Source organism: Paenibacillus sp. MABNR03, assembly GCF_050455445.1.
Taxonomy (GTDB): Bacteria; Bacillota; Bacilli; order Paenibacillales; family Paenibacillaceae; genus Paenibacillus; species Paenibacillus xylanilyticus.
This window is the reverse complement of record NZ_JBCIYR010000001.1, coordinates 444,518-469,815: the sequence shown is the minus strand read 5'-3', so window position 1 is coordinate 469,815 and position 25,298 is coordinate 444,518. Positions and strand designations below refer to the sequence as shown.

The 25,298-nt window shown below is 46.7% G+C and carries 18 protein-coding genes; 3 read left to right on the top strand and 15 right to left on the bottom strand.

Features of this window, described 5'->3' with window-relative positions:
* Positions 1–93: 93 nt before the first annotated feature.
* The 11 genes from treP to AAIH57_RS02020 all read right to left on the bottom strand — a co-directional run bounded on the left by treP (position 94) and on the right by AAIH57_RS02020 (position 17,149).
* Entirely contained in the window at positions 94–2,112 is a 2,019-nt protein-coding gene (gene treP, locus AAIH57_RS02070; RefSeq protein WP_430020372.1) for a PTS system trehalose-specific EIIBC component, read from the bottom strand.
* A gap of 29 nt (positions 2,113–2,141) precedes the next feature.
* Positions 2,142–3,863, bottom strand: coding sequence for an alpha,alpha-phosphotrehalase (gene treC, locus AAIH57_RS02065; RefSeq protein ID WP_430020371.1), 1,722 nt, complete (start codon positions 3,861–3,863; stop codon positions 2,142–2,144).
* Positions 3,864–4,174: 311 nt separating this feature from the next.
* On the bottom strand, positions 4,175–4,867 hold the full coding sequence (locus AAIH57_RS02060) for a metal-dependent hydrolase (RefSeq protein ID WP_175396252.1): 693 nt from the start codon (positions 4,865–4,867) through the stop codon (positions 4,175–4,177).
* A gap of 120 nt (positions 4,868–4,987) precedes the next feature.
* A complete protein-coding gene (locus AAIH57_RS02055) occupies positions 4,988–6,676 on the bottom strand; it encodes a glycoside hydrolase family 13 protein (RefSeq protein WP_430021312.1) in 1,689 nt (562 codons plus the stop codon).
* A gap of 192 nt (positions 6,677–6,868) precedes the next feature.
* Positions 6,869–7,324, bottom strand: a complete 456-nt coding sequence (locus tag AAIH57_RS02050) for a VanZ family protein (RefSeq protein ID WP_430020370.1) — start codon at positions 7,322–7,324, stop codon at positions 6,869–6,871.
* Between the two features lie 43 nt (positions 7,325–7,367).
* Positions 7,368–8,234 carry an effector binding domain-containing protein gene (locus tag AAIH57_RS02045; RefSeq protein ID WP_430020369.1) on the bottom strand — a complete coding sequence of 289 codons (867 nt, stop codon included), beginning with the start codon at positions 8,232–8,234 and terminating at the stop codon, positions 7,368–7,370.
* A 204-nt stretch (positions 8,235–8,438) separates the two neighbouring features.
* Positions 8,439–10,871: a glycogen/starch/alpha-glucan phosphorylase gene (locus tag AAIH57_RS02040; protein WP_430020368.1), complete on the bottom strand. Its 2,433-nt coding sequence runs from the start codon at positions 10,869–10,871 to the stop codon at positions 8,439–8,441.
* 294 nt (positions 10,872–11,165) lie between these two features.
* Positions 11,166–12,269 (bottom strand): glucose-1-phosphate adenylyltransferase subunit GlgD, encoded by a 1,104-nt coding sequence (glgD, locus tag AAIH57_RS02035; protein ID WP_175396248.1) that lies wholly within the window; start codon positions 12,267–12,269, stop codon positions 11,166–11,168.
* Positions 12,270–12,295: 26 nt separating this feature from the next.
* Positions 12,296–13,465 carry a glucose-1-phosphate adenylyltransferase gene (locus AAIH57_RS02030; protein WP_281366049.1) on the bottom strand — a complete coding sequence of 390 codons (1,170 nt, stop codon included), beginning with the start codon at positions 13,463–13,465 and terminating at the stop codon, positions 12,296–12,298.
* Between the two features lie 566 nt (positions 13,466–14,031).
* Complete coding sequence (locus AAIH57_RS02025) at positions 14,032–15,183, bottom strand: iron-containing alcohol dehydrogenase (RefSeq protein ID WP_430020367.1); 1,152 nt, start codon at positions 15,181–15,183, stop codon at positions 14,032–14,034.
* A gap of 271 nt (positions 15,184–15,454) precedes the next feature.
* Positions 15,455–17,149 carry a M3 family oligoendopeptidase gene (locus AAIH57_RS02020; protein WP_175396245.1) on the bottom strand — a complete coding sequence of 565 codons (1,695 nt, stop codon included), beginning with the start codon at positions 17,147–17,149 and terminating at the stop codon, positions 15,455–15,457.
* Positions 17,150–17,858: 709 nt separating this feature from the next.
* Between AAIH57_RS02020 and AAIH57_RS02015 the strand changes: the two genes are divergently transcribed.
* Together AAIH57_RS02015 and AAIH57_RS02010 are read left to right on the top strand one after the other, a co-directional pair.
* Positions 17,859–18,596 carry a hypothetical protein gene (locus tag AAIH57_RS02015; protein ID WP_175396244.1) on the top strand — a complete coding sequence of 246 codons (738 nt, stop codon included), beginning with the start codon at positions 17,859–17,861 and terminating at the stop codon, positions 18,594–18,596.
* 136 nt (positions 18,597–18,732) lie between these two features.
* Positions 18,733–18,945, top strand: coding sequence for a hypothetical protein (locus AAIH57_RS02010; protein ID WP_175396243.1), 213 nt, complete (start codon positions 18,733–18,735; stop codon positions 18,943–18,945).
* 113 nt (positions 18,946–19,058) lie between these two features.
* Here the strand turns inward: AAIH57_RS02010 and AAIH57_RS02005 are convergent, their stop codons facing one another.
* On the bottom strand, positions 19,059–21,800 hold the full coding sequence (locus tag AAIH57_RS02005) for a PAS domain S-box protein (RefSeq protein WP_430020366.1): 2,742 nt from the start codon (positions 21,798–21,800) through the stop codon (positions 19,059–19,061).
* A gap of 271 nt (positions 21,801–22,071) precedes the next feature.
* On the opposite strand from AAIH57_RS02005, the gene AAIH57_RS02000 reads away from it, so the two are divergent.
* The gene (locus AAIH57_RS02000; RefSeq protein ID WP_430020365.1) at positions 22,072–22,896 is read left to right on the top strand and encodes a protein-glutamine gamma-glutamyltransferase; all 825 of its coding nucleotides are present in this window, start codon (positions 22,072–22,074) and stop codon (positions 22,894–22,896) included.
* Positions 22,897–23,020: 124 nt separating this feature from the next.
* Here the strand turns inward: AAIH57_RS02000 and infC are convergent, their stop codons facing one another.
* From infC to AAIH57_RS01985, 3 genes are all read right to left on the bottom strand, one after another.
* Positions 23,021–23,512 carry a translation initiation factor IF-3 gene (gene infC, locus AAIH57_RS01995; protein ID WP_430020364.1) on the bottom strand — a complete coding sequence of 164 codons (492 nt, stop codon included), beginning with the start codon at positions 23,510–23,512 and terminating at the stop codon, positions 23,021–23,023.
* A gap of 99 nt (positions 23,513–23,611) precedes the next feature.
* The gene (locus AAIH57_RS01990; RefSeq protein ID WP_175396239.1) at positions 23,612–24,544 is read right to left on the bottom strand and encodes a manganese-dependent inorganic pyrophosphatase; all 933 of its coding nucleotides are present in this window, start codon (positions 24,542–24,544) and stop codon (positions 23,612–23,614) included.
* Positions 24,545–24,906: 362 nt separating this feature from the next.
* Positions 24,907–25,230 (bottom strand): (2Fe-2S) ferredoxin domain-containing protein, encoded by a 324-nt coding sequence (locus tag AAIH57_RS01985; protein WP_430020363.1) that lies wholly within the window; start codon positions 25,228–25,230, stop codon positions 24,907–24,909.
* Between the last annotated feature and the right edge of the window lie 68 nt (positions 25,231–25,298).

Below are 25,298 nucleotides of genomic sequence, written 5' to 3'. Positions count from 1 at the left end.
CACCAAAGAAAAACGAACCAGTTACAGGCTCACACCTGGGCTGGTTCGTCAATGAAATGAAGCAGAATTTTTCTATGAAGAAAGAAAAGCTGGTTAGCCTTTCAAGTGAACGGTCAATATACCATTCCGATTCGATGAAACATCACCTGTGGTGACTTCCACCCGATCAACCATATCCTGCCCATCCGGGATAATAATCGGGGTGATGAGCGGATATCCAGCAGCTTCAATGACCTTACGATCAAATTCCAGCAGCGTTTGCCCGGCTCTTACATGCTCCCCTGCTTCGACATGCATGTTGAAGCCCTCGCCCTTCAGCGATACAGTATTGATCCCGACATGGATCAGAATTTGCAGACCACTCGCATGTTCCAGAATGACCGCGTGTTTGCTTTTAATTACATGTGCAACTTGTGCATCAAACGGAGCAACCACCTGATTGCCTGAAGGTTCAATCGCTACCCCTTCACCCATCTGCTTCTCTGCAAAAGCCGGATCAGGCACTTGTTCCAGCGGCACCGCTGTTCCAGTTAATGGAGCCATTATTTCCAGGGTGTTAACGGGTGCATCCCCAACTTGTGCATTTGTGCGAGTCCGCTCAGCTGCCGCTGTATCTGTGTTGGAGACTGCTGTATTTGCAGTGGATGCTGCTGGTGTTGTTTTGCTTACAGAATCAGTCCCGGTATTGTTGCTGCGATCTTGCTTTCGCATCTTCGCTCTGCCGAAAATAACCGTCAGGACAAATGGAACGATCAGCACAATCGCCATCCCGATAAAGAATACTCCCCACTTATTCGGGAATATGGAAAGGAATCCGGGAACTCCACCTACACCGATGGAAGTCGCCTGAACATTATTCATGGTCAACAGAACTCCACCAATAGCCGAACCCACCATACCGAAAATAAATGGATAACGATAACGGATATTCACCCCAAAGATTGCAGGCTCCGTTACGCCGAGGAAAGCCGACACGGAAGAAGTAGCCGCAAGCCCTCTCATCTTCTGTTCGCGCAGCACAAGCATCATCGCAAGCGCCGCAGAACCTTGTGCGATATTGGACAGCGCCAGCATCGGCCACAGGAAGGTACCTCCCTGACTACCAATCAGTTGTACGTCTACCGCCAGGAACGTATGATGCATACCCGTAATAACCAGCAATGCATACAGACCACCATAGATCAGACCACCGAGTGCTGCATAGGATTCATAAATATAAATCAGACCTGATGTAATCGCATTCGCAATGGCGAACGTAACCGGACCAATGATGGTAAACGCGAGAAATCCGGTAATAAGCAATGTTACGGGTGCAACGACAAGCAGCTTGACGGAATCATGCACTCTTTTGTTCAGGAAAATCTCCAGTTTGGCCAGCAGATAAGCCGAAACCAATACCGGCAGCACCTGACCCTGATAACCAATTTTCTCAATGTGCCAGCCGAAGAGATTCCAGGTCGGCACGGTACCTTCATTTACTGCATTGGCATAGCCATAGGCACTCAGCAGATCAGGGTGCACCAGGATCAGTCCAAGCACAATCCCGAGCAGCGGGCTTCCGCCGAATCTTTTTACAGCTGACCAACCAATCAATGCAGGCAGGAATGTAAAGGCTGTACTCGCAATGGTATTAATGATGGATGCGAGGTCCTTCCATGCCGGGTAGACGTCAACCAGTGATTGTTCATCAAAAAAGATGCCTGGCCCTGTCAATATGTTGTTGATTCCGAGCAGAAGACCTGCCGTAATAATGGCAGGCAGGATCGGAATAAAGATATCCGAGAGCGTTTTGATTGCGCGTTGGATCGGATTTTTCTTTTTGCCGGCAGCCGCCTTCACATCATCCTTGGAAGCACGGTCGCCGCCTGTGATCTGGATCATCTCATCATATACCTTATCGACCAGCCCGGGTCCAATAACGACTTGAAACTGTCCTTGGGATGAGAATTGGCCTTTGACCAGATCGTTGCGGTCCAGACCTTCGGTATCCACTTTACTTTCATCATACAAGGCAAACCGGAGTCGTGTAACGCAGTGCGTTGCTGCTTCGATATTCTCTTTTCCACCGACAGCACGTACGATCTCCTCAACCTGTTTTCTATCGATTGCCATATTGTCACTTCCCATTTCAATAATGTGAATTAGTCCTCTTGTGGTACAAGCCACATATAGGATGCGTACGGACGGAGTGAGATGACCTGTTCCAGATCAGGTGACGTCTCCGTATTGCCAATGAGCAATTCAGCCGTTTTTCCGGATACATGATCGTTCCAGACCGCAGCTGGAAATGTAAAGGAAACGTCTTTCTTGCTGAAATTGGACACTACAATCAACGTTTCATTCCCGTTCGTCCGTGCATAGGCGAATACTTCTGGGTGTGCATCATCCAGTCGTTCATACAAACCATCGGTCAACACAAGAACCTGTTTGCGCAGAGCTATGAGCTTGCGGTAGTGATAGTAGATCGAATTCGGATCAGCCAATTGCTCAGCCACATGAATCGATGGATATCGTTCATCTACTTTGATCCAAGGTGTGCCCGTTGTAAATCCGGCATTCTTGCTATCATCCCATTGCATCGGTGTACGGGAGTTATCCCGGGAGCGCTCTTTCACAATTGCAAAAGCTTCTTCCGCCGTTTTTCCGCGTTCTTCCTGCAGCAGCCGGTACATATTCGTGGATTCAATATCTCGGAATTCGCTCACGTCGTTCCAGACGGGATTCGGCATTCCAATCTCTTCCCCTTGATACACGTACGGCGTACCCTGCATGCCATGGATCGTTGTTGCCAGCATTTTGGCACTCTCGGCACGGTAGTCTCCATCATCTGCGAAACGGGACAGTGCTCGCGGCTGATCATGATTGTTAAGGAAGAGCGCGTTCCAGCCTCCACCAGCCTGCATCCCTGTCTGCCATTCACTGAACAACCGTTTCATCGCTTCAAAATCATAAGGCATCAGTTCCCATTTCTGCCCGTTCGGGTAATCCACTTTCAGATGGTGGAAATTGAATGTCATTGAAAATTCACGGGAAGCTGGGTTCGAGTAGCGGATGCAATGTTCCAGTGTTGTGGAAGACATCTCTCCAACTGTGACCATGTTATATGGTCCAAACACTTCGTCATACATCTCGGTAATATATTCGTGAACACGTGGTCCGTCCGTGTAAAACTTGCGACCGTCACCAGGACCTTCGCTGCCGTCATCATTAGGGAAACGCTGATCCTTGGAGATCAGATTAATGACGTCCATCCGGAAACCGTCGACACCCTTCTCTGCCCAGAACTTGATCATGTCCCGCACAGCCTTGCGAACCTGTTCATTTTCCCAGTTCAGATCAGCCTGTGTCTTATCAAACAACGTCAGGAAATACTGTCCCGTCTGTTCGTCATACTGCCATGCCGGTCCGCCAAACTTCGACTGCCAGTTGTTCGGTACACCGCCATCCGGAGCCGGATCTTTCCAAATATAATAATCCCGATACGGGTTATCCTTGGAAGATCGCGCCTGCTTGAACCATTCATGCTCTGTGGACGAGTGGTTCACCACAATATCAATCATCAGTTTCATGTCACGGTCTTTCAGACCCTTCAGTAATTCATCAAAATCTTCCATCGTGCCGAAGTCCGGATTAATCTCGTAATAGTCCGCTACATCGTACCCATTATCATTCTGCGGAGATACATACACCGGCTGTAGCCACACAATATCGATTCCCAGATGCTGCAAATAGTCCAGCTTCTCGGTCAGCCCCCGAATATCCCCGGTGCCAGAACCCGTGGTGTCATTGAAGCTCTTGGGATATACCTGATACACCGTGGAGGTTTTCCACCACGATGAGGAAGTTGTATCGTTTGAACTCATGTTAACGCCTCCAATAAATTGTATTGCTCATGTTCGATATCTCAGTTAACTACATTTCTATATTACATAAGTAAACATGTATATACAAGTTGAAACTATAATATACCTAGAATATTCCTCTTCTACACATTCCCCATTAATGGTTGCTCTGTAACATAAAATAAGCATGATTACGTTTGACAACTCCCTGATACATGTATTGAGGAACTAAAAAAACCGCCTGTCTTCACAGTCATAAGACTGCAAATACAGACGGTTTACATGGGATTGAGGGTTCATTTCGTGTATACTGATTCGGTCGTTATCGTTGACTACAACGTCAGTGATTGGCCAGGTGCCAGTACTTGACCTTCAAGTCCTTTGGCAGCGAGCTGCTGCACAAACTTCTCGGAATCCTGACGGATCACCGGGAACGTGTCATAATGCACAGGAATGGTCAGCTTGGCGTTAAACCACTCTGCAGCTTGCAAAGCATCTTCAGGCCCCATTGTGAAATGCCCGCCAATCGGCAGAAAAGCGACATCGATCTGATGACGATCACCAATCATTTTCATATCGCCGAAAAGGCTCGTGTCTCCGGCATGCAGAATCGTTTTGCCGCCGATGTTAATGATATATCCCGCAGGCAGCCCTGCATACATAATCCGCTGCTCTTCTTCCAGCACAATTCCCGAAGTATGGAAAGCCTGAATCATCTTGGCTTGAGCGAAATCCAAATCCACCGTTCCGCCCATATTCATGCCAATCGTATCGAGCCCTTTCCATGACATGTATGTAGCCAGCTCCACGATTGCTACCACTTTGGCGTGATTCGCCTTGGCAATCGGTTCAGCATCGAGAATATGATCCATATGTGCATGTGTCAGCAAAACGGCATCCGTTTTGATGTCTTCCGGTTTGGTAACGGCCAGCTCATTGCCGCGCAGGAATGGATCAATAATTAATGACTTCTCCTCCGTACCCAATTGCACACTGGAGTGTCCGTGATACGTAATTTTCAACATAGAGTAACCTCCTGACGATTCCGATATGAGCAACCTTATCTGGTTGATTCATGTCAATTATAATGGCATTTACCTATCTCATTATAATTCAAACCCTTGGGGAGAAGCAAAATGCTTCCTTTAGGATTTCATCATGTACACCCTGGCCTCATAAGGCTGCAGCAGAATTGTACCTTCATCCGTTGAATACCGTCTCTTCACATTGCCGATGACCAGCTTGGCCTGATTCTCCGTCCATCCTTCGGGCCAGTGCATTTCAGGTTCATTCCCGCGGAAGTTCAAAATGATGAGCATCTTCTCGTCACCCAACGTGCGAGTGTATGCATAGATGTCCGGATCATCTGGCAAAAGCAGCTCATACTCACCATAGATGAGAACTTTGCTCTTTTTTCGGATGGCAATCAGCTTGCGATAATAATGCAAAACGGAACCGGGGTCATTTTCAGCGGCGGCCACATTGATCTCGGTGTAGTTATCATTGACCTTAATCCAGGGCTGACCTTCTGTGAATCCCGCATGCTCTGTATCATCCCATTGCATGGGTGTACGTGCATTATCCCGGCTTTTCTTCCAGATGGCTTCCATAATGTCATTCTTGTCCCGCCCCTGTGCGATATAATGCCTGTAATAATTCATTGTTTCAATGTCACGATACTGGTCAATATTCGGAAAAGCCACATTCGTCATACCGATCTCTTCTCCCTGGTAAATATAAGGTGTTCCCTCCAGGGTAAGCATCCAAGTCGCCAGCATCTGGGCTGAGCGGACCCTGTAACGTCCGTCATCTCCGAACCGGGAAACCGGGCGCGGCTGATCATGATTGCCCATATAGTTCGCATTCCAGCCTCTGCCGTGCAGAACCGTTTGCCAGCGGCTCATGATTTCTTTCAATTCGGTCAGCTTCCACTCCCGGTAGTTCCACTTGCCAATCCCGGAAGATTTGGCATCCACAAACATATGTTCAAACTGGAACACCATGTTCAATTCATTGCGATCTGTACCAACATAAGCAAGTGCCTGCTCTGGGCCAAGTCCTGACGTTTCTCCAACAGTCATGGGACCATAAGGTTTCAGAATCATATCGTTCAACTTGTTCAAAATGGAATGCACCTGTTCCAGGTTGGAAAACAGCTGATATGCCGGTACTACGGGCAGATTGTCAGGATTATGCGCACTCGGCAGCCCTTCTGCCTTGGCAATATGAGCTACCGCATCAAAGCGGAACCCGTCTACCCCTTTTTGCAGCCACCAATGTACCATTTCATACATTTCTTCTGCCATCTGTGCGTTGTTCCAATTCAAATCGGGCTGATGTTCCGAGTACAGATGCAGGTAGTATTCATTCGTTTCCGGATCATGCTTCCACACGGATCCGCCAAAATAGGATTCCCAGTTGTTTGGCACCTGACCATTTTTACCTGAGCGCCAAATGTAATAATCCCGCTTGGGATTGACTTTGGAGGAACGGGATTCGGCAAACCAGGCATGCTCATCCGATGTATGATTCAGCACCAGATCCATCATGATTTTGAGGCCTCTGCGGTGAGCCTCTTCCAATAACCGATCGAAATCATCCATCGTGCCGAATTTGCGCATAATGGCATAATAATCGCTTATATCGTAACCATTGTCATATCCGGGAGATTCATAAATGGGACAGATCCAGATCACGTCGATCCCCAGATCCGTCAAGTAATCGAGTTTTTCATAAATGCCTTGCAGATCACCATGACCATCTCCATCCGAATCCTTGAAACTGATCGGATAGATCTGGTATACAACACTTTCTTTCCACCACACGATGTGAATCACCCTGCTTCCGTTGTATTCTATTTCAGGCTGTATATTACGCTTCCTATATCTGCTGTATGAACATGTATGCCTTTTCAATACAGAATAACCCGTTAATATGTTTTATCCGAAATGCAGGTCATATAAACACACCCGTTTCTCGAGGCACGAAAAAAGATCAGAATAAACTTCCGCCTCCGTGGCAGATTTCTATTCTGATCTTGTTCTGGTCTGGATGAACAGGCGAAAAGCAGCGTATCCAATCCAGGCGCCTACGGTATTAAGGATAATATCATCGACGTCAAACGAACCAACACGCGTGACCAGCTGCGTCAACTCAACAGCAAGCAGCAGCAAAGTAACTGCCATCGTAAATCTCAACCCTGTTCGACATTTGCGAAACAGCCAGGGAATCCATATGCCTAGTGGAATAAACAGTACAATGTTACCGAACAGGTTTTTCACCCAGGTTTCCGCATTATACCTGTCCCTTTCCAACAATAAGGGTTTAATCGTCTCCAAGGGGATCAGATTGTATTGATAACGCTCCCCTGAGGTTCTCCCTTGAATAAATAGCAAATTGCCCATAATCAGCATATATGCAATTGCCAAAACGGCAACCAGGGGCAATATCCACGGAGCATGGATACCCTTTCCTTTGTTCATTCTCTGTACTCCTCCGGTCCTTTTTTTTCGCAGAGCGGCTCCTTTATTTTATCGGAATGTAGATCTTCATGTCCAATTGCTCAGGGGTTGATTTCCACACATCGGTCACCTCGAAATCAGGTCCTTCCCTGCGTTCATAATTTGACTGAGGCAGCCAGCTGCCATAAATCATTTTCCGGATATCTTGCCCGGAACCATCGACCGTGAACTCAGCGTAGAAGCCGCCCGGAATCTCAAACGTCGTATATCCCGGCTGAAGCTCCGGCGCATCCGATGAACTTTCCTCTCCAATAAGGAATGTGAACGCTCCATCATCTTCGAATCTACAGGCTATCCCATAAGCCAAATCGGGACGTGTTCGTTCAGGGATATTCATAAATTTCTGCTCTGCGCCAAAATCATGATAAAATCCGGGGATATCCGTATAATGCTGATCTCCATTTAAATTGGTCTGGTACGCATAACCTATAATCTGAATGGCATCCATAGTAACCAGGCGTGGTTTATTCATATAAAATTCTCCTCCTAGCTGTGTTCGATAATCATTAAAATCAATACTCCGCTGCATCTTCGAAGAACACGGCTGTTCATCCAGCCTGCGAAACCGGGCGGGTGTCATTCCCCAGTGAGCCGTGAATGCCCGTGTGAACGCTTCCTGAGATTGATATCCCCAACTCAAGGCAATATTGAGTATGCCATCTGCCGAGTCACGCAAATGGCGTGCAGCTTCAGTCAACCTGCGTTTGCGTACATACTCCAGTACGGTAAATCCTGTGATCGCCTGAAATAAACGCTGGAAATGAAATGCGGAAAAGCCTGCTTTGGCCGACGCTTCTCTAATATCAAATTCTTCTTGCAAATGATCTTCGAGATACGTAATGGCAAGCTGTATACGTGTGTAATGATCCATGGCGAATACGTTCCTTTCTTGGTCGGAATATAGATACCATCATTTCTTCTTAATTATCGCTCAGCGGCAGCGTCTTTTTTTTGATTTTGCGTGCGAAGATGAGAATACCGTCTTCTACAACAAAAACAGCATGACAAAGTCCCCTTGGATCAAGGGGACTTTGTCTCTTCACTTATTTAAAACCTTATAAATCCCTTATTCATTTTAGCCCTTCCAGTGTCCAGACACCGGATGAATGCCCCAGATGTCGGTCGCATACTCACTTATGGTACGATCACTGGAGAAAATACCGGATTGTGCCGTGTTCAGCACGGTTTTGCGTGCCCAGCCCGGCACATCCCGATAAGCCTTATCAATGGCCGCATGCGCATCTGCATAGGCAGCAAAGTCACGCAATACAAAGTATTCATCTCCATGTGCGAGCAGCGAGTCGTAGATATCCCAGAACTCTCCTTCTCGGCAGCAGAACGCACCTGGATGAACAAGCTGTTCAACCACTTCGCGAATGCGTTCATCCTGCTGCACAATCTCGTATGGACGATAGCTGCCTGAACGGTAATAATTCAGCACTTCGTCTGCACGAAGGCCAAAAATAAACATGTTTTCTTCCCCAACCTGTTCCGCCATCTCCACGTTAGCCCCATCCATCGTACCGATGGTTAATGCACCGTTCATCATAAATTTCATATTTCCCGTACCCGAAGCTTCCTTACCGGCTGTGGAGATCTGTTCACTAACGTCCGCGGCCGGAATAATCTTTTCAGCCAGAGATACCGAATAATTTTCGAGGAAAAATACCTTTAGACGATCACTCACAGCCTTATCCTGATTCACGGTATCTGCCACCGTATTGATCAGCTTGATAATTTTCTTCGCAAAATAGTAACTTGGTGCGGCCTTCGCCCCAAAAATGAACGTACGTGGCACGATATCAAACGACGAATCGTTCTTGAGACGGTTATACAGATGCATGACGTGCAAAATGTTTAGCAGCTGGCGTTTGTAGCCATGCAGCCTTTTCACCTGTACATCAAAAATGGAATCCGGATTAACTGCTGTTCCGGTATGATTCAGGATGTAAGCAGCGAGCCGTTCCTTATTTTCGTGTTTGATGGACCTGAACTGCTCCTGGAAAGAAGCATCATCTGCAAATCCCGTGAGTTCATTCAGCCTGCCCGGCTCGGTAATCCATTCAGTTCCTATGGTATCGGTAATCAGGCTGGACAGTTTCGGATTCGCATGCATCAACCAGCGGCGATGGGTTATCCCATTCGTCTTATTATTGAAACGCTCCGGATACAGGGCATAGAATGGTGCCATCTCCCGTTCCTTCAATATTTCAGTATGCAGCGCTGCCACACCATTGACACTATGACTGCCGACTATCGCCAGATGTGCCATACGAACTTGATCGTTTGCAATGATGGCCAGGTGCTGAATCCGATCTTGTTCACCCGGATAACGATCCAGAAGCATGCCGCAGAAGCGTTTGTTAATCTCTTCTATGATCATATAAATGCGAGGTAACAGCCTGCTGATCATAGACACAGGCCACTTCTCCAGCGCCTCGCTAAGCGTTGTATGATTCGTATAGGAAACGGTACGCGTAGTGATGTCCCATGCTTCGTCCCAACCATACCCTTTGATGTCAATGAGGATACGCATTAATTCCGGAATAACCAGCGTAGGATGGGTATCATTAATGTGGAAAGCGACCTTGTCTGGCAATCGGTCATATGGCAGCTCCAGCTTGTTGAATGTCCGCAATGCACTTTGCACACCGGCAGAACACATGAAGTATTGCTGTTTCAAACGAAGCAGTTTGCCCTCGTACTGGGAATCATCCGGATACAGGAACTCGGAAATCGACTCCACGGAGCGACTGTAATCCAGGTAACCGTAATAGTTCGAAGGGGTATCCAGTGATGTTTCCCGTTTCGGTTCAGCACTCCACAGGCGGAGCGTATTCACATGCGGCTGACCATAACCCAAGACAGGAATATCGTAAGGAACTGCAACGACGGATTCGGCATCTTTGGTAACAAAATGATAATGTCCATCCTGTTCATAGGCCTCTACTCTTCCCCAGAACTGAACTTCCACCTTTTTATCCGGGCGTCGTACTTCCCATTCATTGCCCTTATCGAGCCAGTTGTCCGGCAGCTCTACCTGGTTGCCACCAATGATTTTTTGCTCAAACAATCCGTATTTGTACCGAATGCCGCATCCATGACCGGCGTAGCCGAGTGATGCAAGCGAATCCAGAAAACACGCTGCCAGGCGGCCCAATCCGCCATTACCCAAACCTGCGTCAGATTCCTGTTCCTCTATTTCCTCCAGCGAGAATCCCAGTTCGGCGAGACTGTCGCGGACCAGTTCCAGTTCATTCACATTCAACAGATTGTTACCCAGCAGACGTCCAATCAGGAATTCCAGCGAGAAGTAATAAACCTGCTTATCCTGGCGCTGCTTAAATCCCTGATTCGACGCTGCCCAGTCCTGACCTGCATACTCACGGATCATGCTTCCCAGAACGTGATAGACATCTTCCTTCGTGGCTTCTTCAAGCGGTTTGCCCAATTTGCTGACCAGATTCCGTTGAAAGATACTCTTGAACGTTTCCTTGTTGTCAAACAAAAGCAGGTTCCTCCCGGTGAAATTCTGTAGGATGGTAAGTTTCATACGCTTTACTGCTCGAATGCGGCAAGCGGCCGTTCCGGTTACGAATCGTTCTTTCGATCGCCGTTATCCCTGGATTTTTTTAATCCTTTCAAAAGGTTAAACTCCAGGGATAAATGCGAACGCTCTGCTTCTCCAGAATCGACTTCGTCCCCTTCACTACTTCTGCCTTCTATCAAGCATTATCGTGCGCGTATTCCACCCTACAGAATTTTTATTTTATTTATAGATGATATCGGTTAACAGCCGGTATTAGATAATAGTGCTCTTTGCCAAGATATACGGGTTCGACGGGTCGCCGATGAGCGTCTGTCCACCGGTCAGTTTAACGTCTTTGTCCAGAATGACATTCTCCAGTACCGCATCTTCACCGATATAACATTTTTGCATAATAATCGAGCCTTTGATTTTGGCTCCCTTGGCTACATGCACGCCCCTGAACAAAATGCTGTTCTCCACTTCGCCGCCCACAATACAGCCGTTTGCAAGCAGTGAGTGTTTCACCTCTGCAGTGTCAAGATATTTGGCAGGTGCCTCATACTTGATCTTGGTCTGAACCGGTTCTTCCTTGAACAGTTGTTCATACAATCCCGTATTCAACAATTCCATACTGTTGCGATAGTAGCTGTCAATTGAATTGATCACGGCGTGATAACCATCATAAGCGTAGGCCGCAATGTTCAATCCATCCGGATTTTTCTGGATGACATCACGGAAGAAATTACTCTCGCCATGATCTATGCAGCGCTGCACCTGGCGCAGGAACAACTTTTTTTCCATGATGAAAATTTCTGTATATATATTCGGGTGATCGGCGCTTTGGTGAATGTCCACTACGTTACCGTTCCCGTCATGTTCAACTTTGACACAGGCGTCGTGCTCAGGAAGCAGTTGGTCCACTCTTTTGCAAACCAGAGTCACGTCTGCTCCCTTGCTTACATGATATCTGTAGACATCCTGCAGATCCGCTTTGGTCACATGCCGACTGCCCGCATGAACCACGTATTCCCCCGCCCCGCGGTGGAAGAAATCTAGATTGTTGTGAAAATGCTGCAAATCCCCCTGCGACGTATCGGTCGGATCATTCCAGTCTGGCGGCAAGATAAACATGCCTCCATGCTTGCGATCCAGATCCCAGGGCTTGCCGTCACTTAGGTGATCCATCAGCGAACGGTATTTGCGGCGGACAAATACACCAATACTCTCTATGCCCGCATTCATCATGTTGGATAATACAAAATCAATCAGACGGTAACGCCCAGCATAAGGCACCGCGGCTCCGCAGCGAAAGTACGTCAATTCCTTCAATTCCTCTAGTTCCTGATCAAGGTTAATAACACCGATTAATGGTTTCATCGCATGCACCGTCCTTTGGGCTCAGATTAGACTTTGGTTGTCATTCCCTGTTGAAGCTGTCGTTCCAATTCCTCCTGGTCAACAAGCAATACGTCACTTTCATCCTCTGGAGCAGGAGATAAATAAACTCCATCTGGAATGACCAGCCCTTCGGCAATGATGGCGTTGTGAATGCGGACGTTTTGCCCAATCTTTACCCGAGGCATTACAACTGAATCAATTACGGAACTATGCTCTCCGACCTCCACCCCGTAGAACAATACGGAATGATTGACCTCACCATGAACAACGCTGCCCTCACTAATAATGCAATTCCGCACCTTGGCGGCAGGCGAAATATACTGAGCGGGCTGATTCGGATTACGGGTATATATGCGCCAATCCGGATCATTCAGGTTGAGCGGTGTATCCTCATCCAGAAGATCCATGTTGGATTCCCACAGACTGCGGATGGTGCCTACGTCTTTCCAGTACCCTTCAAAAGGGTAGGCGTATAAGGATTTTTCATTTTCAAGCAATAAGGGAATGATGTCTTTGCCAAAATCGTATGAGGTGGATGCCTGCTGTTCGTCCTGGATCAGGAAGCGTTTCAATACATCCCACTTGAAGAGATAGATACCCATGGAAGCAAGTGTGCTTTTGGGTTCAGGAGGCTTTTCTTCGAATTCGTAGATGCGGTAGTCATCGTGGGTATTGAGCAGCCCGAACCTGCTGGCTTCTTCCAGCGGCACGTCAATGACCGATATGGTGCAATCTGCATCTTTTTCTTTGTGATACTGGAGCATCTTTTCGTAATCCATTTTGTAGATGTGATCCCCAGATAGAATAAGCACGTGTTCTGGATCGAATTGTTCAATAAAGTTCAAATTGCGGTGGATCGCATCCGCCGTGCCACGGTACCAGCTGCTCCCGTCTTCACGCTCATGTGGAGGAAGTACATAAACTCCGCCATTTTTGCGATCCAGATCCCAATCACTGCCGATGCCAATATATGAATGGAGTACCAGAGGTTCATATTGTGTAAGCACACCGACAGTGTCGATGCCCGAATTGGAGCAGTTGCTTAGAGGAAAATCAATGATCCGGTAAGTCCCGCCAAAGTATACAGCCGGCTTAGCCAATGATTTGGTCAACCCTTTTAACCTTTTGCCTTGCCCTCCTGCGAGCAGCATCGCTACAACTTCTTTTTTTGCCATCATTACAGCCTCCTCCACGCGCATTCGTTCTAGTTCATTTCAGAGCCCATAATCTTGTATTCTGTTGTGTGGACGCTGTTGTCATGATTAGGAGCATGCTGTACAGACAAACCTTGTAATTGGTATGAAATCTCACACGAGATTGCAACTGAACATCATTCATTGTCATGTCTGAGTAGGTTGATCATTGCAGAGAGTAGCCGTGACTTGCCGTGCAGAGGTGATTGGTGGATTCGAAATTAAGATGTACCCCGTGAAAAATGCAATGCACAATCCCTAATTAACATTAAACACGAAACGGGCTGAGGAATCTTGCTGGAAACGTAAGACAAAAGTTTAGGTCGAAATCACTCCTTTCCGATGCTCTTCTGTGATTAGATTATTGTATTCGCTATACAGGAATCAAAATCCTTTTGCTTCTGTACGAATGATTAAAATGGAAAAGTAAGTGATGTCTAAGTGTCATGACAAGACAAAAAGCCGGGACTTCTCCCGGCTCATTATGCCTGCTTTGCATGATTTATTTGCTGCCTCCCCTCCCTGCTTCATCCTGGCATGTCTACCATTTATACAATTTTCCGAAAAAGCTCAACCACTTCTTCTTTGGAAGGCTGATATGGGTTCCCTGGGGCACAGGCATCCTTCATTGCATTATCCGCAAGCAGTTCAAGATCAGGATCCGTCACACCCAGTTCAGACAACTTCTCTGGAATGCCCACTTCCCTGGAAAGCTGGCGAATGGCATCAATGACATATGTGGAACATTCCTCATCACTCTTGCCCTTCACATTCATGCCTATGGCTTTGGCGATATGGCGGAATTTGCCGGGCACATGCTTCGCGTTCATCTCCTCCACATAAGGAAGCAGCATGGCGTTACATACACCATGCGGCAGATCATACACTCCCCCGAGTTGATGTGCCATGGCATGCACGTAACCCAAACCGGCATTATTAAAGGCGATACCACCCAAGAAGCAGGCATAGGTCATATGCTCCCGTGCTTCGAGGTCACTTCCGTCTCTGACGGCTCTCGGCAGGTATTCAAAGATCAGTTCAACCGCTGCTGCTGCTGTTGCGCTGGTCACTGTAAATCCACCAGGGGTAACCATTGCTTCCACCGCATGAGTCAAAGCATCCATACCTGTAGCTGCCGTAAGGCTTGCTGGCTTGCTCAGCATCAATTCCGGATCATTCACGGACAGGGAGACCAGACTGTTTCGATCTACCATTACCATTTTCACCTTTCGTTCCTCATCTGTAATCACGTAGTTAATGGTCACCTCACTCGATGTACCTGCTGTAGTGTTAAATGCTATAAGCGGCACAGACTTATGATGCGATTGATGTAATCCTTCGTAGTCCCGAATATGTCCACCATTGGTAGCTACGATACCAATCCCTTTGGCTGCGTCCTGGGGCGAGCCTCCCCCTATGGATATAATGGCGTCACAGCCATGTTCCTGAAATATTTTCAGACCCTCATGCACATTTTGACACGTTGGATTGGGCTGTACTTCATCATATACGACATAGTCTAGCCCTGAATTTCTTAATATAGACAATACCTGTTCCGCTACACCAGAAGAGATCAGCTGTCGATCACTTACAACTAGCGCTTTGCAAATATCCATGTCCTGAATCATCCTGCCTGCTTCCTGTAAACATCCTCGACCCATCAAGTTCACGGGCGGAACATAATAAGCATGTGTTGCCATCTGAACCAGCCTCCTGTAACCCCTGATTTACTATCTTCATTGTAACTGAATCCGTTTTCAGAAATAGTGAAATTAATCACAATCAGCCTGAGAAATGTTACAAATCCACATTTTTTTACACCACATCTTTACCGTGTTCATCCCATTAAATCTATACGAAAAACGGCCCTGAAACCTTTTGGTTTCAAAGCCGCTTCATTTTCACTTGCCCAGTCAGTGTACGATTCAGCCATTCTCGATAGCCAGGTAATTGGTTCAATAAAGACCCAATTTACAACGCTTTATCGTCTACCCCATCCAGCCAGGCTTCAATATCTCCGATCACGGATGAGACACAACCGTCCTCGAAGGGAGAGTTCAGTCCTGCCAGTTCAACCAATCCTGTGAAAGAGAGACTTCCTCCCGCCTTGCACAAGGTCAGATAATCGGCCCATGCAGACTTCATATCCTCGTTACTGCGTTTCCAGAACTGGAATGCACAGATCTGTGCCAGCGTGTAGTCGATGTAATAGAACGGCGAGGAGAAAATGTGTCCCTGCTTGTGCCAGAATCCACCCTGCTCCAGATAGGCATTATCCTTATAATTGATGTGTGGCAGATACGTTTTCTCGATGTTGCGCCAAGCCTGTTTGCGCTCAGCCGGTGTTGCATCCGGGTTGGCATAAACAAAGTGCTGGAATTCATCTACGGCAACACCGTAAGGAATAAAGAGCAATCCTGAAGACAGGTGATCAAACTTGTATTTGTCCGTATCTTCCTTGAAGAACAATTCCATCCATGGCCAAGTGAAGAACTCCATGCTCATGGAATGAATCTCTGCCGATTCATAAGTCGGCCAGTTGTATTCCGGCACTTCAAAGTGACGGCTCTCATAAACCTGGAACGCGTGTCCCGCTTCGTGTGTCAGGACATCGATATCCCCTGAAGTACCATTGAAGTTCGAGAAAATAAACGGCACTTTATAATCATTCAGGAAGGTGCAATAGCCTCCACCCTGCTTGCCTTTTTTGCTCACCAAATCCATTAGTTCGTTATCCGTCATCATCTGGAAGAACGTATCCGTCTCCGGTGACAATTCAGCGTACATTTTTTTACCATTTTCAATAATCCAGTCCGGATCACCTTTCGGCGTCGGGTTACCTGTCTTGAAGCTGAAACCCTGGTCATAATAATAAAGGGTGTCCACATCAATCCGGCTGCGCTGACGCTCTCTGAGCTTTGTTGCAACGGGCACGATATAATCCCGAACCTGTGCTCTGAAATTAGACACCATCTCTGCGTTATAATCCGTACGGTTCATGCGGTCATAGCCCAGTTCCACATACGACGGATAGCCTAATTTTTTCGCAATTTGAGTACGCACTTTCACCAGTTCATCGTAAATGCGATCAAATTCCGCTTCATGCTCGGCCATGAATGTATATCTTGCTTCTGAAGCGCGCTCACGCATGGAACGGTCCGTGGACAATTCGAACGGGTGCAGCTGCGGCAATGTACGTTCTTCACCTTCAAACGGAATTTTGGCCGAAGCAATCAGCTGGTTGTACTCCGTGGAAAGTTTGTTCTCTTTTTGAAGGTCCTCGATAATTTCCGGGCTAAATGTTTTCAGGGACTGCTCCGCTAGTTGGAACAGCTGTGTTCCCCATTTTTGCTCCAGTTCAGCACGAAATTTGGAGTTAACCAGTGCCCGATAATAATCGGTGATGTATTCTTGAATGATTGGGGAGCTTTCATCGAGAAATTCGTTTTCTGCTTTGTAAAACGTATCATTGGTATCAATGGAATGACGGATATAAACCAATTGCGCCATGGTCTCAAAATCACTGCGCAGGGCGTTAATTTGATCCATAAATCCACTCTGCTCTTCAACCGTAGCTGCTGCTTCAAACCCTTTCAGAAGCTCATGGAATGATGTTTTGATTTTTTCCAGATCGGGACGTGTATACGTATATTCACTAAATTTCATTTATGTACACCCTTTCCTCTTAGGCATATTTCGGGAAATATCCCGAGTTGGACTAATCCCTATTATACAAAAGAGCAGCCTAAAAATCCCATCTTTACGAAAAATATTTGTCCATCGGTCAAATTGCACAACACGTTTCGTTATATATATTACGTACAAATGTCAGGTAATTCTCAACCAGAAGCTCTGGCAAATGGTCCTCATAAATAAAAATAAACAAATAAGCCCGCCTCGCATGATCGCGAAGCAAGCTTATAGGCTTGTCTCCCATTTCCTGTTAATTAGCTCTTGTCTTTGTCCATAATCCGATAGAACCAGCCCATTCCGACCATGCCCACGACCATTACGGCCACCATAATAATGATGTATGTCATGAATGTAACCCCCCTGCTCCCGAGTATTCAACACACTACTACCAGTTTACACGTTGAAACGCCTTTTGAATTGTCCGAACATTGACAAAAATACGACATCTTTAATTTTAATCAAAAAATAGTATCCCACATCCACCGTATCCGCATCCATTTGTTCAAAACAGAGATTAACCTTCCGCACGTTGGCGCGGGTTCGGTGAATAACTCTTAGGTCATACCATCCATTATGCTACGAACCACATGTTACCAGCTCAACGTTTCATCCGCGATATTTCCGGTGTATACTATAATTCTATGATTGGATATGGACTATTTACATAGAAAGGTTGAAATCAATGTCGACTCGTAATCCAATACGTCATCTAATTCTTACAATTATGCTAAGCCTTATGCTGGTTATTCTATCTGCTTGTGCGGATGGGGAAGCCCATCTCACGGTCAATATGGATGGCTCAACAGATCTGGATCTAAATCTCGGCGTAGCTGAATCAGCACTCGGAAAGATTGGACAGGACAATCTAATGACCCTGCTGGAAGATGCCCTGAAACGGAACAACTTCCAGGCTGAGGTGGTTGATGAAGGTGAACGGAAGCAGCTCTCGGCAACAACGCATTATGAGAAAAGCAGCACCGCCACAAGCTTCGATATGTCCCAGTTACCTGCGGGAATCCAAGTGGAACAGTCAACTGAATCAGGCTTCTTCACTTCCAAACTCCATATTAAGGCAACTGCTGACCTGATGGAATCCATGCCGGATGGAGAGATTAAAGACCAGATCAACAAGGTTCCGAGTTTCCTCAAAAAGCTGCTGCTAAAAGACGTGAACTTCGATTTCAAATTGAGTCTGCCGATCAAGGCAGAAGATTCCAACGCAGATCTGGTTGAAGATCAGGGGAAGACACTAACCTGGCACGTTTCCCCCCTCAATCCGAATACACTGGATTTGACGGTACAGGTTCCCAACATTCGGAACATTATCATTACAGCGGTCATCGCTTTAATTGTCATTGCTGCACTGCTCATCTGGTTTTTTGTCCGTCGCAAACGGACAAGACACCTCCGCAAGGGATAACTTCATCCGGCAAATGTTAATACTGGACTATAATTGGATGTTTGGCTTGCCAAACCGTGTTATGGATAGTAGAATACATCCGTACTGTGAGAACGGTTAAATTCATTTTGGAATAGCTAAAGAGGTGACAGGTTTCATGAATATCCGGGAATGCCCACTGCCTGGTATCGGAGTCAAGTACCAGTTTGATACAAAAAGCGGCAACCAACTGGTTATTATTGTACACGAAGATGGACGCCGCGAATTGTTCTCTGTTGATCCAAGTGATCAGGAAGAACTTACGTTGATTGCGGAACTTGAAGATGACGAATGCGTAACGCTCTCCGGGTTAATCGGAGGATGGTCCTGATCCCTTTCGGTTCACGGACTTGTATTTAAACCAAAAAACCTGACCCATACCCGGGTCAGGTTTTTTGACTATCATTCATCCTAATCAACATTGTCATTGCTTCCTGTTTCGCATTAACGATGAGCCCGGATGTATGGAACCCACGTACGCAGCACTCGAGTAATTTCAGATGAGCTGAACGGTTTACTTATAAAGTCCTGCATTCCGCATTGGAGACAGGCCTCACGGTCACTAGCACCCGCAAATGCCGTTATCGCCGCGATGACCGGAATCTCGGGATGCGTCTGTCTTATTTTGCAGGTTGCTTCGATGCCGTCCATAATAGGCATCTTAATATCCATGAAGACGATATCGTAGGATTCCCTTTCCAATGCACGTACCGCTTCATCTCCATTTTCGACAATATCACACACACCGCCGTGCTTACGAAGCAATTCTTCCATCAGGTGGCTGTTCACTGGCTGATCCTCGGCAATTAAAATCCGGATGTTGGCTGCAAGCTGGGATTGATCGTCATATCCATCTGTTTCTTCTGAACCTTCCACTACATCACCGGATTCGTCCTGCCACTTTTCAAGCAGAAGAGTGAAATGAAACTCTGCTCCCTTGCCCATTTCACTCTGCACTCCAATGGCTCCGCCCATCAGTTCAACCAGCTTCTTGCTGATCGCAAGTCCAAGCCCGGTTCCTCCGTATTTACGATTAATGGCCGGATCCAGTTGGGAGAACGATTGAAACAATTGATGCTGTTTGTCCATGGGGATGCCTATGCCCGTATCTTTTACGACGAAAGAAAGGTTCAGTTTGTTCGGATCGCCATCTTCGGCGACACTGGCATCCACACGAATCTGAATACTGCCTTTCTCCGTAAATTTGACCGCATTGCCCACCAGGTTAATCAGAATCTGACGAATTCGGGTTTCATCCCCTCTCACACGTTCAGGAATCCGATTAGACATCTCACAATATAGCTCTATATTTTTCTCCGCAGCTTTTAAGGCAAAAAGTTCAACAACATTCGCCAGCATCTCCTGGATATCCACTGCTTCGCGTGACAGATCCATTTTACCCGCCTCTATTTTGCTGAAATCGAGTATTTCATTGAGAATGTGGAGCAGAGACTCCCCGCTATCGATAATAATTTCGGCGAATCCGGATTGTTCTGCATCGAGTTCTGTTTCCTTTAACAGATGCGCCATGCCCATAATCCCGTTCAGCGGTGTGCGAAGCTCATGACTCATAATCGCAAGAAATTCCGATTTGGCACGGTCGGCCTGTTCGGCTGCTTCCTTGGCACGAATGATATCCTTCACCGACGTCATATCGCGGAACACCAGCACACCTCCGCGGGTATTCCCTTGGTCCATAATCGGTTTCAGCTGAAACTCTGCGAGGAAGCTGGAGCCGTCCTGTCTCCAGAAAACAGACTCCGTTCGCGGCAGGCTTCGACCTTCACGAACAGCCTTTACAATGGGGGTTTCATTCACGGGATAGGGTATTGCCTCGCTTTGCATCTGCAGTATGATATGCTCAAAGTGCCTGCCATTCATTTCGCTGGGACAAAAACCCACCATCTCAGATGCAGCCGGATTGGCAAATATTAACCTTCCATTCTGATCCAGTCCAATAACTCCTTCAGACATCGCATTCAGGATCAAGGCGCGTTCGTAGCTTAAATTCTCGATCTCTTCCACATACCTCTTTGATTCCGTGATATCACTTGTAATTCCATATACACCAACGACCCGATCCTCAAGGATAATGGGAACATTAATAACTCGGGTTTCAATTCGGCGTCCATCTTGGTGAATCAACCCAATTTCGTAACTTTGGGCATCTCCTTTGACGGATTCTTCAAAATGATATCGGGTCTTGGCCAAATCCACCGGATCAATCAGATGATCAAAGGATTGACTAAGCAGCTCCTCCTTCGAATGTCCTGTCAGAAGTTCCTGGCTAACGTTCGCTTTCAGCAAGTTCCCTTCCAGATCAAGCGAAGCTACGCCCAATGGATTACAGTCAAAGAGTGATTGGTACTCCTGCAGACTCTGCTGCTGCTTTTTGCTAGCCGTCATATCCCGGGTCACTGCAATCATCTCCTGCAGGTTGCCTTTCTTATCGTAGACATAGTGGGATATGGTGTCTGCCCAAACAACAGAACCATCCTTGTGCAGCAACCGATAGCTAATACGATCTGGAGCCAGACCTTGTATCTGACCTGCAACATAAGCCTCAACGAGTGGAATATCCGCCGGATGAATACAGAACAAGCCCGATTGGCCGATCATTTCTTCAGGCTCATATCCCAGCATGCTCTGGCAGGCTGGCGAAACATACTTGAAGGTCCGCTCTGAATCAGCACAATGTATGGCAATCAGATCCAGAGAAGACTCTGTGAGCAGCCGAGAGATCCGATTACTCTCCTCCAGCTGTTTACGCTGTTCGATCAAGCGCTGCTCCGCTTCCTTTTGATTCGTTATGTCCGCTGCCTGAACAAGCAGATACAGGGGATCACCGCTCGCCTCATCCCTTACGATACATGCTCTTACGGCGGACCATAGAAGTGAACCGTCCTTGTGCTTCAGCCGAACCTCCATTTCATACATTTGGCTTATTCCGTTCGTCATATCCCAAAACTTCGATCGAAGTTCCTCTATTTCCAGATCATCATCATGGATCATATGTACAATCGGGGAGTCAATCAACTCATCTTCCTTAAAGCCCAGCATTTCGCAAAACGCCGGATTAAGCTGAAGCCAATGTCCGTTTACATGTGAAGCAACAGCAATGCCGATGGGTGCATATTTGTACAATTGTTCAAACAGAGAGCGGTTCTCTGTAATTGGATTCGACACCACTTATCCTCCTTTTTAAATTCAACATATTCCGTAATTAACAGGCTGAGCTGTACATAACTTCATCTATAGAGTAGTACCCCGAATGGGATGATAATTAAACGATATCCTATGAATCTTTTGCATGAATCGACATTTTATTTCGAAGTTTCATCCCTACTGCATGGCAGGCAAACTCATCCGGTTATTTGTCGTCGTTTATATCCTTAAGATACTCGTGGTCAACCATTTGCACAAGCCTGTATATCCAACGAAACGGAGGTTGTAATGTATGATCATCGTCACCAATCAACCGCTTGATTTAGTACCTACCCACTGGTCTTCCTTTGAATGGCACTGGTTGCAGCAGCTGCAGAACAGACCCACCCTATATTCCTATCAGTCCATGGATCACCTTCAATTTGAATGGAAACTTCGGGCCTCCCTGGTTGAAGCGGCTGAGGGGCTAGATGCCAGCGGCGTCAGCTTTGCTTCATTTGAAAAATCCCGGTGTAATCCCGCATACTGGAATCTCAATAATGAAGGAGGTTTCGAGCTTAAACCGAATGTAACTCCGGCAGATGGAATCCGGGATATTTGGAAGAATGGTTCCTTGTATGCATTTGAATGCGCAACCGCTACAGTCATTGTACTTTATGGAGGCGTGCTCGGCAGTATCCGTGAAGAGGCCTTCAATTCACTCTTTCGCAACTTGCTGCTCTATGATTGGCATTATGACAGTGACCTTCGCCTAACCGAGAAAAACGGCAGCCATACCGCACTTCCCGGAGATGTGCTCTATTTTAAAAACCCGGATGTCTCTTCCGAAACACCAGAATGGCAGGGGGAAAACACCATCATGCTCCGTGAAGATCTGTATTACGGTCATGGGATAGGCATTGCCTCAGGAGGACAGATCATTCGTACACTGAATCAATTCCGCACGCCAGGCAGCAGAGTTACGGCCTACTTAATGGACAACGTTATTTATCCCGATTTTTATTATCTGTCCCGCTTTGCCGAAAATAGTGATATAAACATACCCGCAGGTTCTACGCCTGTTTTGCCCGGACAGTTATATGTGCGTGTTGGCGGCAGCCGGTATTTGCGAACATGATGTGGATCTCATGGGAACGTGAGAGAAATGCGTTTCATATTTCTGCCATAGCATAAAAAGAGCCCGATGAAATAACAGATCCTCTGCTTTTTCATTGGGCTTCTTCTTATGGGAAAATATAATGCTATTCGTGCGGGTCCAACTGGACAACAACTTGTTTACCACTCACTTGGACACCAGTTGTCTTACTGCCGTATTCAGATAGTGACTTGCATAACTGCTCAGCCCATTCCTTACCGGCGGTACCTTCTTTGCTTCCGCGCACCTGTATGACCAGTTTAACCGAGTCACCTTTTTTCAAGATGCGTTCTGCCTGAGATTGTTTCGTGTCCCGGTCATGGTCTTCCATCTGCAGGTTAAGACGAATTTCCTTTACTTTGCGTTTATCTGGGGATTTGCCGGTTTTTTTCTTCTCCTGCTGCGCTTCCTGTTTGGCTGCTCCGGCACTGATTAGTTTGCAGGGCGGCGGACTTGTCATCAGAGACAGGCATACCAGATCAACTTTATGCTGTTTGGCAAGAGCCAGTGCCTCTTTCGTAGACATAATGCCCAGATCCTCGCCGTTCAGGCCGGTCAGCTGGATTTCGGATGCTTTAATCTTTTCATTTTTAATCATGGTGAATTTCTCCTTTACAGCAAAAGCCTGTCCTGACCTATGACAGATCAGAGCAGGCTTGGATAAGATAAACGCTGCATTCAAGTACGAGATCTTAAATTACAGGTTGTTGAATGCTTCAGTCAGAACCGGCACAATTTGCGATTTCCGAGACACGACGCCTTTCAGCAGTGCTCTGCTATCGGAAAGAGTTACGTTATATGCTTTTTCGACTGCTTTGGTTGACTCACCGTAAGCCAGCGCGACGGAATCATTGTTCAGGATGTCAGTTACGACAAATACGAACAGATCCAGACCTTTACTTGAAATAATCGCTTCAATTGCCGCTTCAAGTTCAGGTTGTTTCACAAGTACATCATTGACGTCAACGGCGTTCACTTGTGCAATTTCCACTTTTGCTTGACCCATAGCGAATTCTTTCGCATCCAGGGAGATCAGTTCGGCAATTGTTTTTTGGCTCAGGTCCGCGCCGGCTTTCAGCATTTCCAGACCGTAGCTGTCTGCATCCACACCTGCGATGGCAGCCAGCTCACGTGCTGCTGCTACATCCTGCTCTGTGCAAGTCGGGGATTTGAACAACAGGGAATCGGAAATGATCGCGGACAACATCAGACCTGCAATCGGTGCGCTGACTTCCACGCCATTTTCTTTGTACATTTTATTCAAAATGGTTGCTGTACAACCTACAGGTTCTGCACGGAAATACAGTGGCTGGCTTGTTTCAAAGTTGGCAATACGATGGTGGTCAATAACTTCAGCCACAGTCACTTCTTCAATATCGCTTACACTTTGCTGACGCTCATTGTGGTCAACCAGGATGACCTTGTTAACTTCATTCGCAGCAGTTTTAATCAGACGTGGTGCTTCAACCTTGAAATGATCCAGTGCAAACTGGGTCTCACCGTTCACTTCACCAAGACGAACAGCTTCAACGTCCTGACCCAATTTGGTTTTGAGATCTGCATAAGCAATCGCAGAACAGATTGTATCCGTGTCGGGATTTTTGTGACCGAAGATTAACGCTTTTTCCATATTTATAGCCCTCCGTCAATTCTGATTTATACAGAATGGGAAAATCAACGTTACACAGACCACTTCGACGTCAGAACTACCTTCGGATCACTGTTATCGCCCGATTTTTCAATCCCTTTTTGTAAGGAAAAATCCGGTGATAAAGGTGAACGCTAGGCTTCTTCAGGTTTTTATCTGCCCTCTCCGTTATCGTGTAACTCTCTCCTCATTCGGTATAGAAAAATTTAATTAGACATATTTTAATTCATACCCTTACTGATTATAGCGTCTATAAGACTTACTTCCAATCCCTTTACAGCGAATTAAGTGAAAATCGTTCTCAAATCCACCTCTTCACACTGCGTTTTGGAAGGAAGCACTTCCTATTTGGAAGCCGTTTGAGCAACATTCGCAATCAGGTGACTCTCCAGCTTCTCCCCTTCACACAGTGCCTGTACCAACGCTCGGCCTGATTCGGGTGTCATGTTGCCATACCAATCCCCTTGAGGATATACGATCGTCACACAAGCATCATCGCACCGTCCATTACAACGTGTTCGTGTCGTATGAATAAATCCACCGGCCTGCTGCTTGATAATTTCGTCCCGCACAGCCTGAGTAACTTCCTCGCCTTCGTTACGCATGCAGGTACCGCCGTTGCAGAGCAAGATGTGATGCTGAAGTTGATCCAGATTATAAATAGCCAAAACTCGGTTCATTCCCCTCGACTTCGATGTGATATGTATTGAAATTCAAGCACCACTATAAAATTATA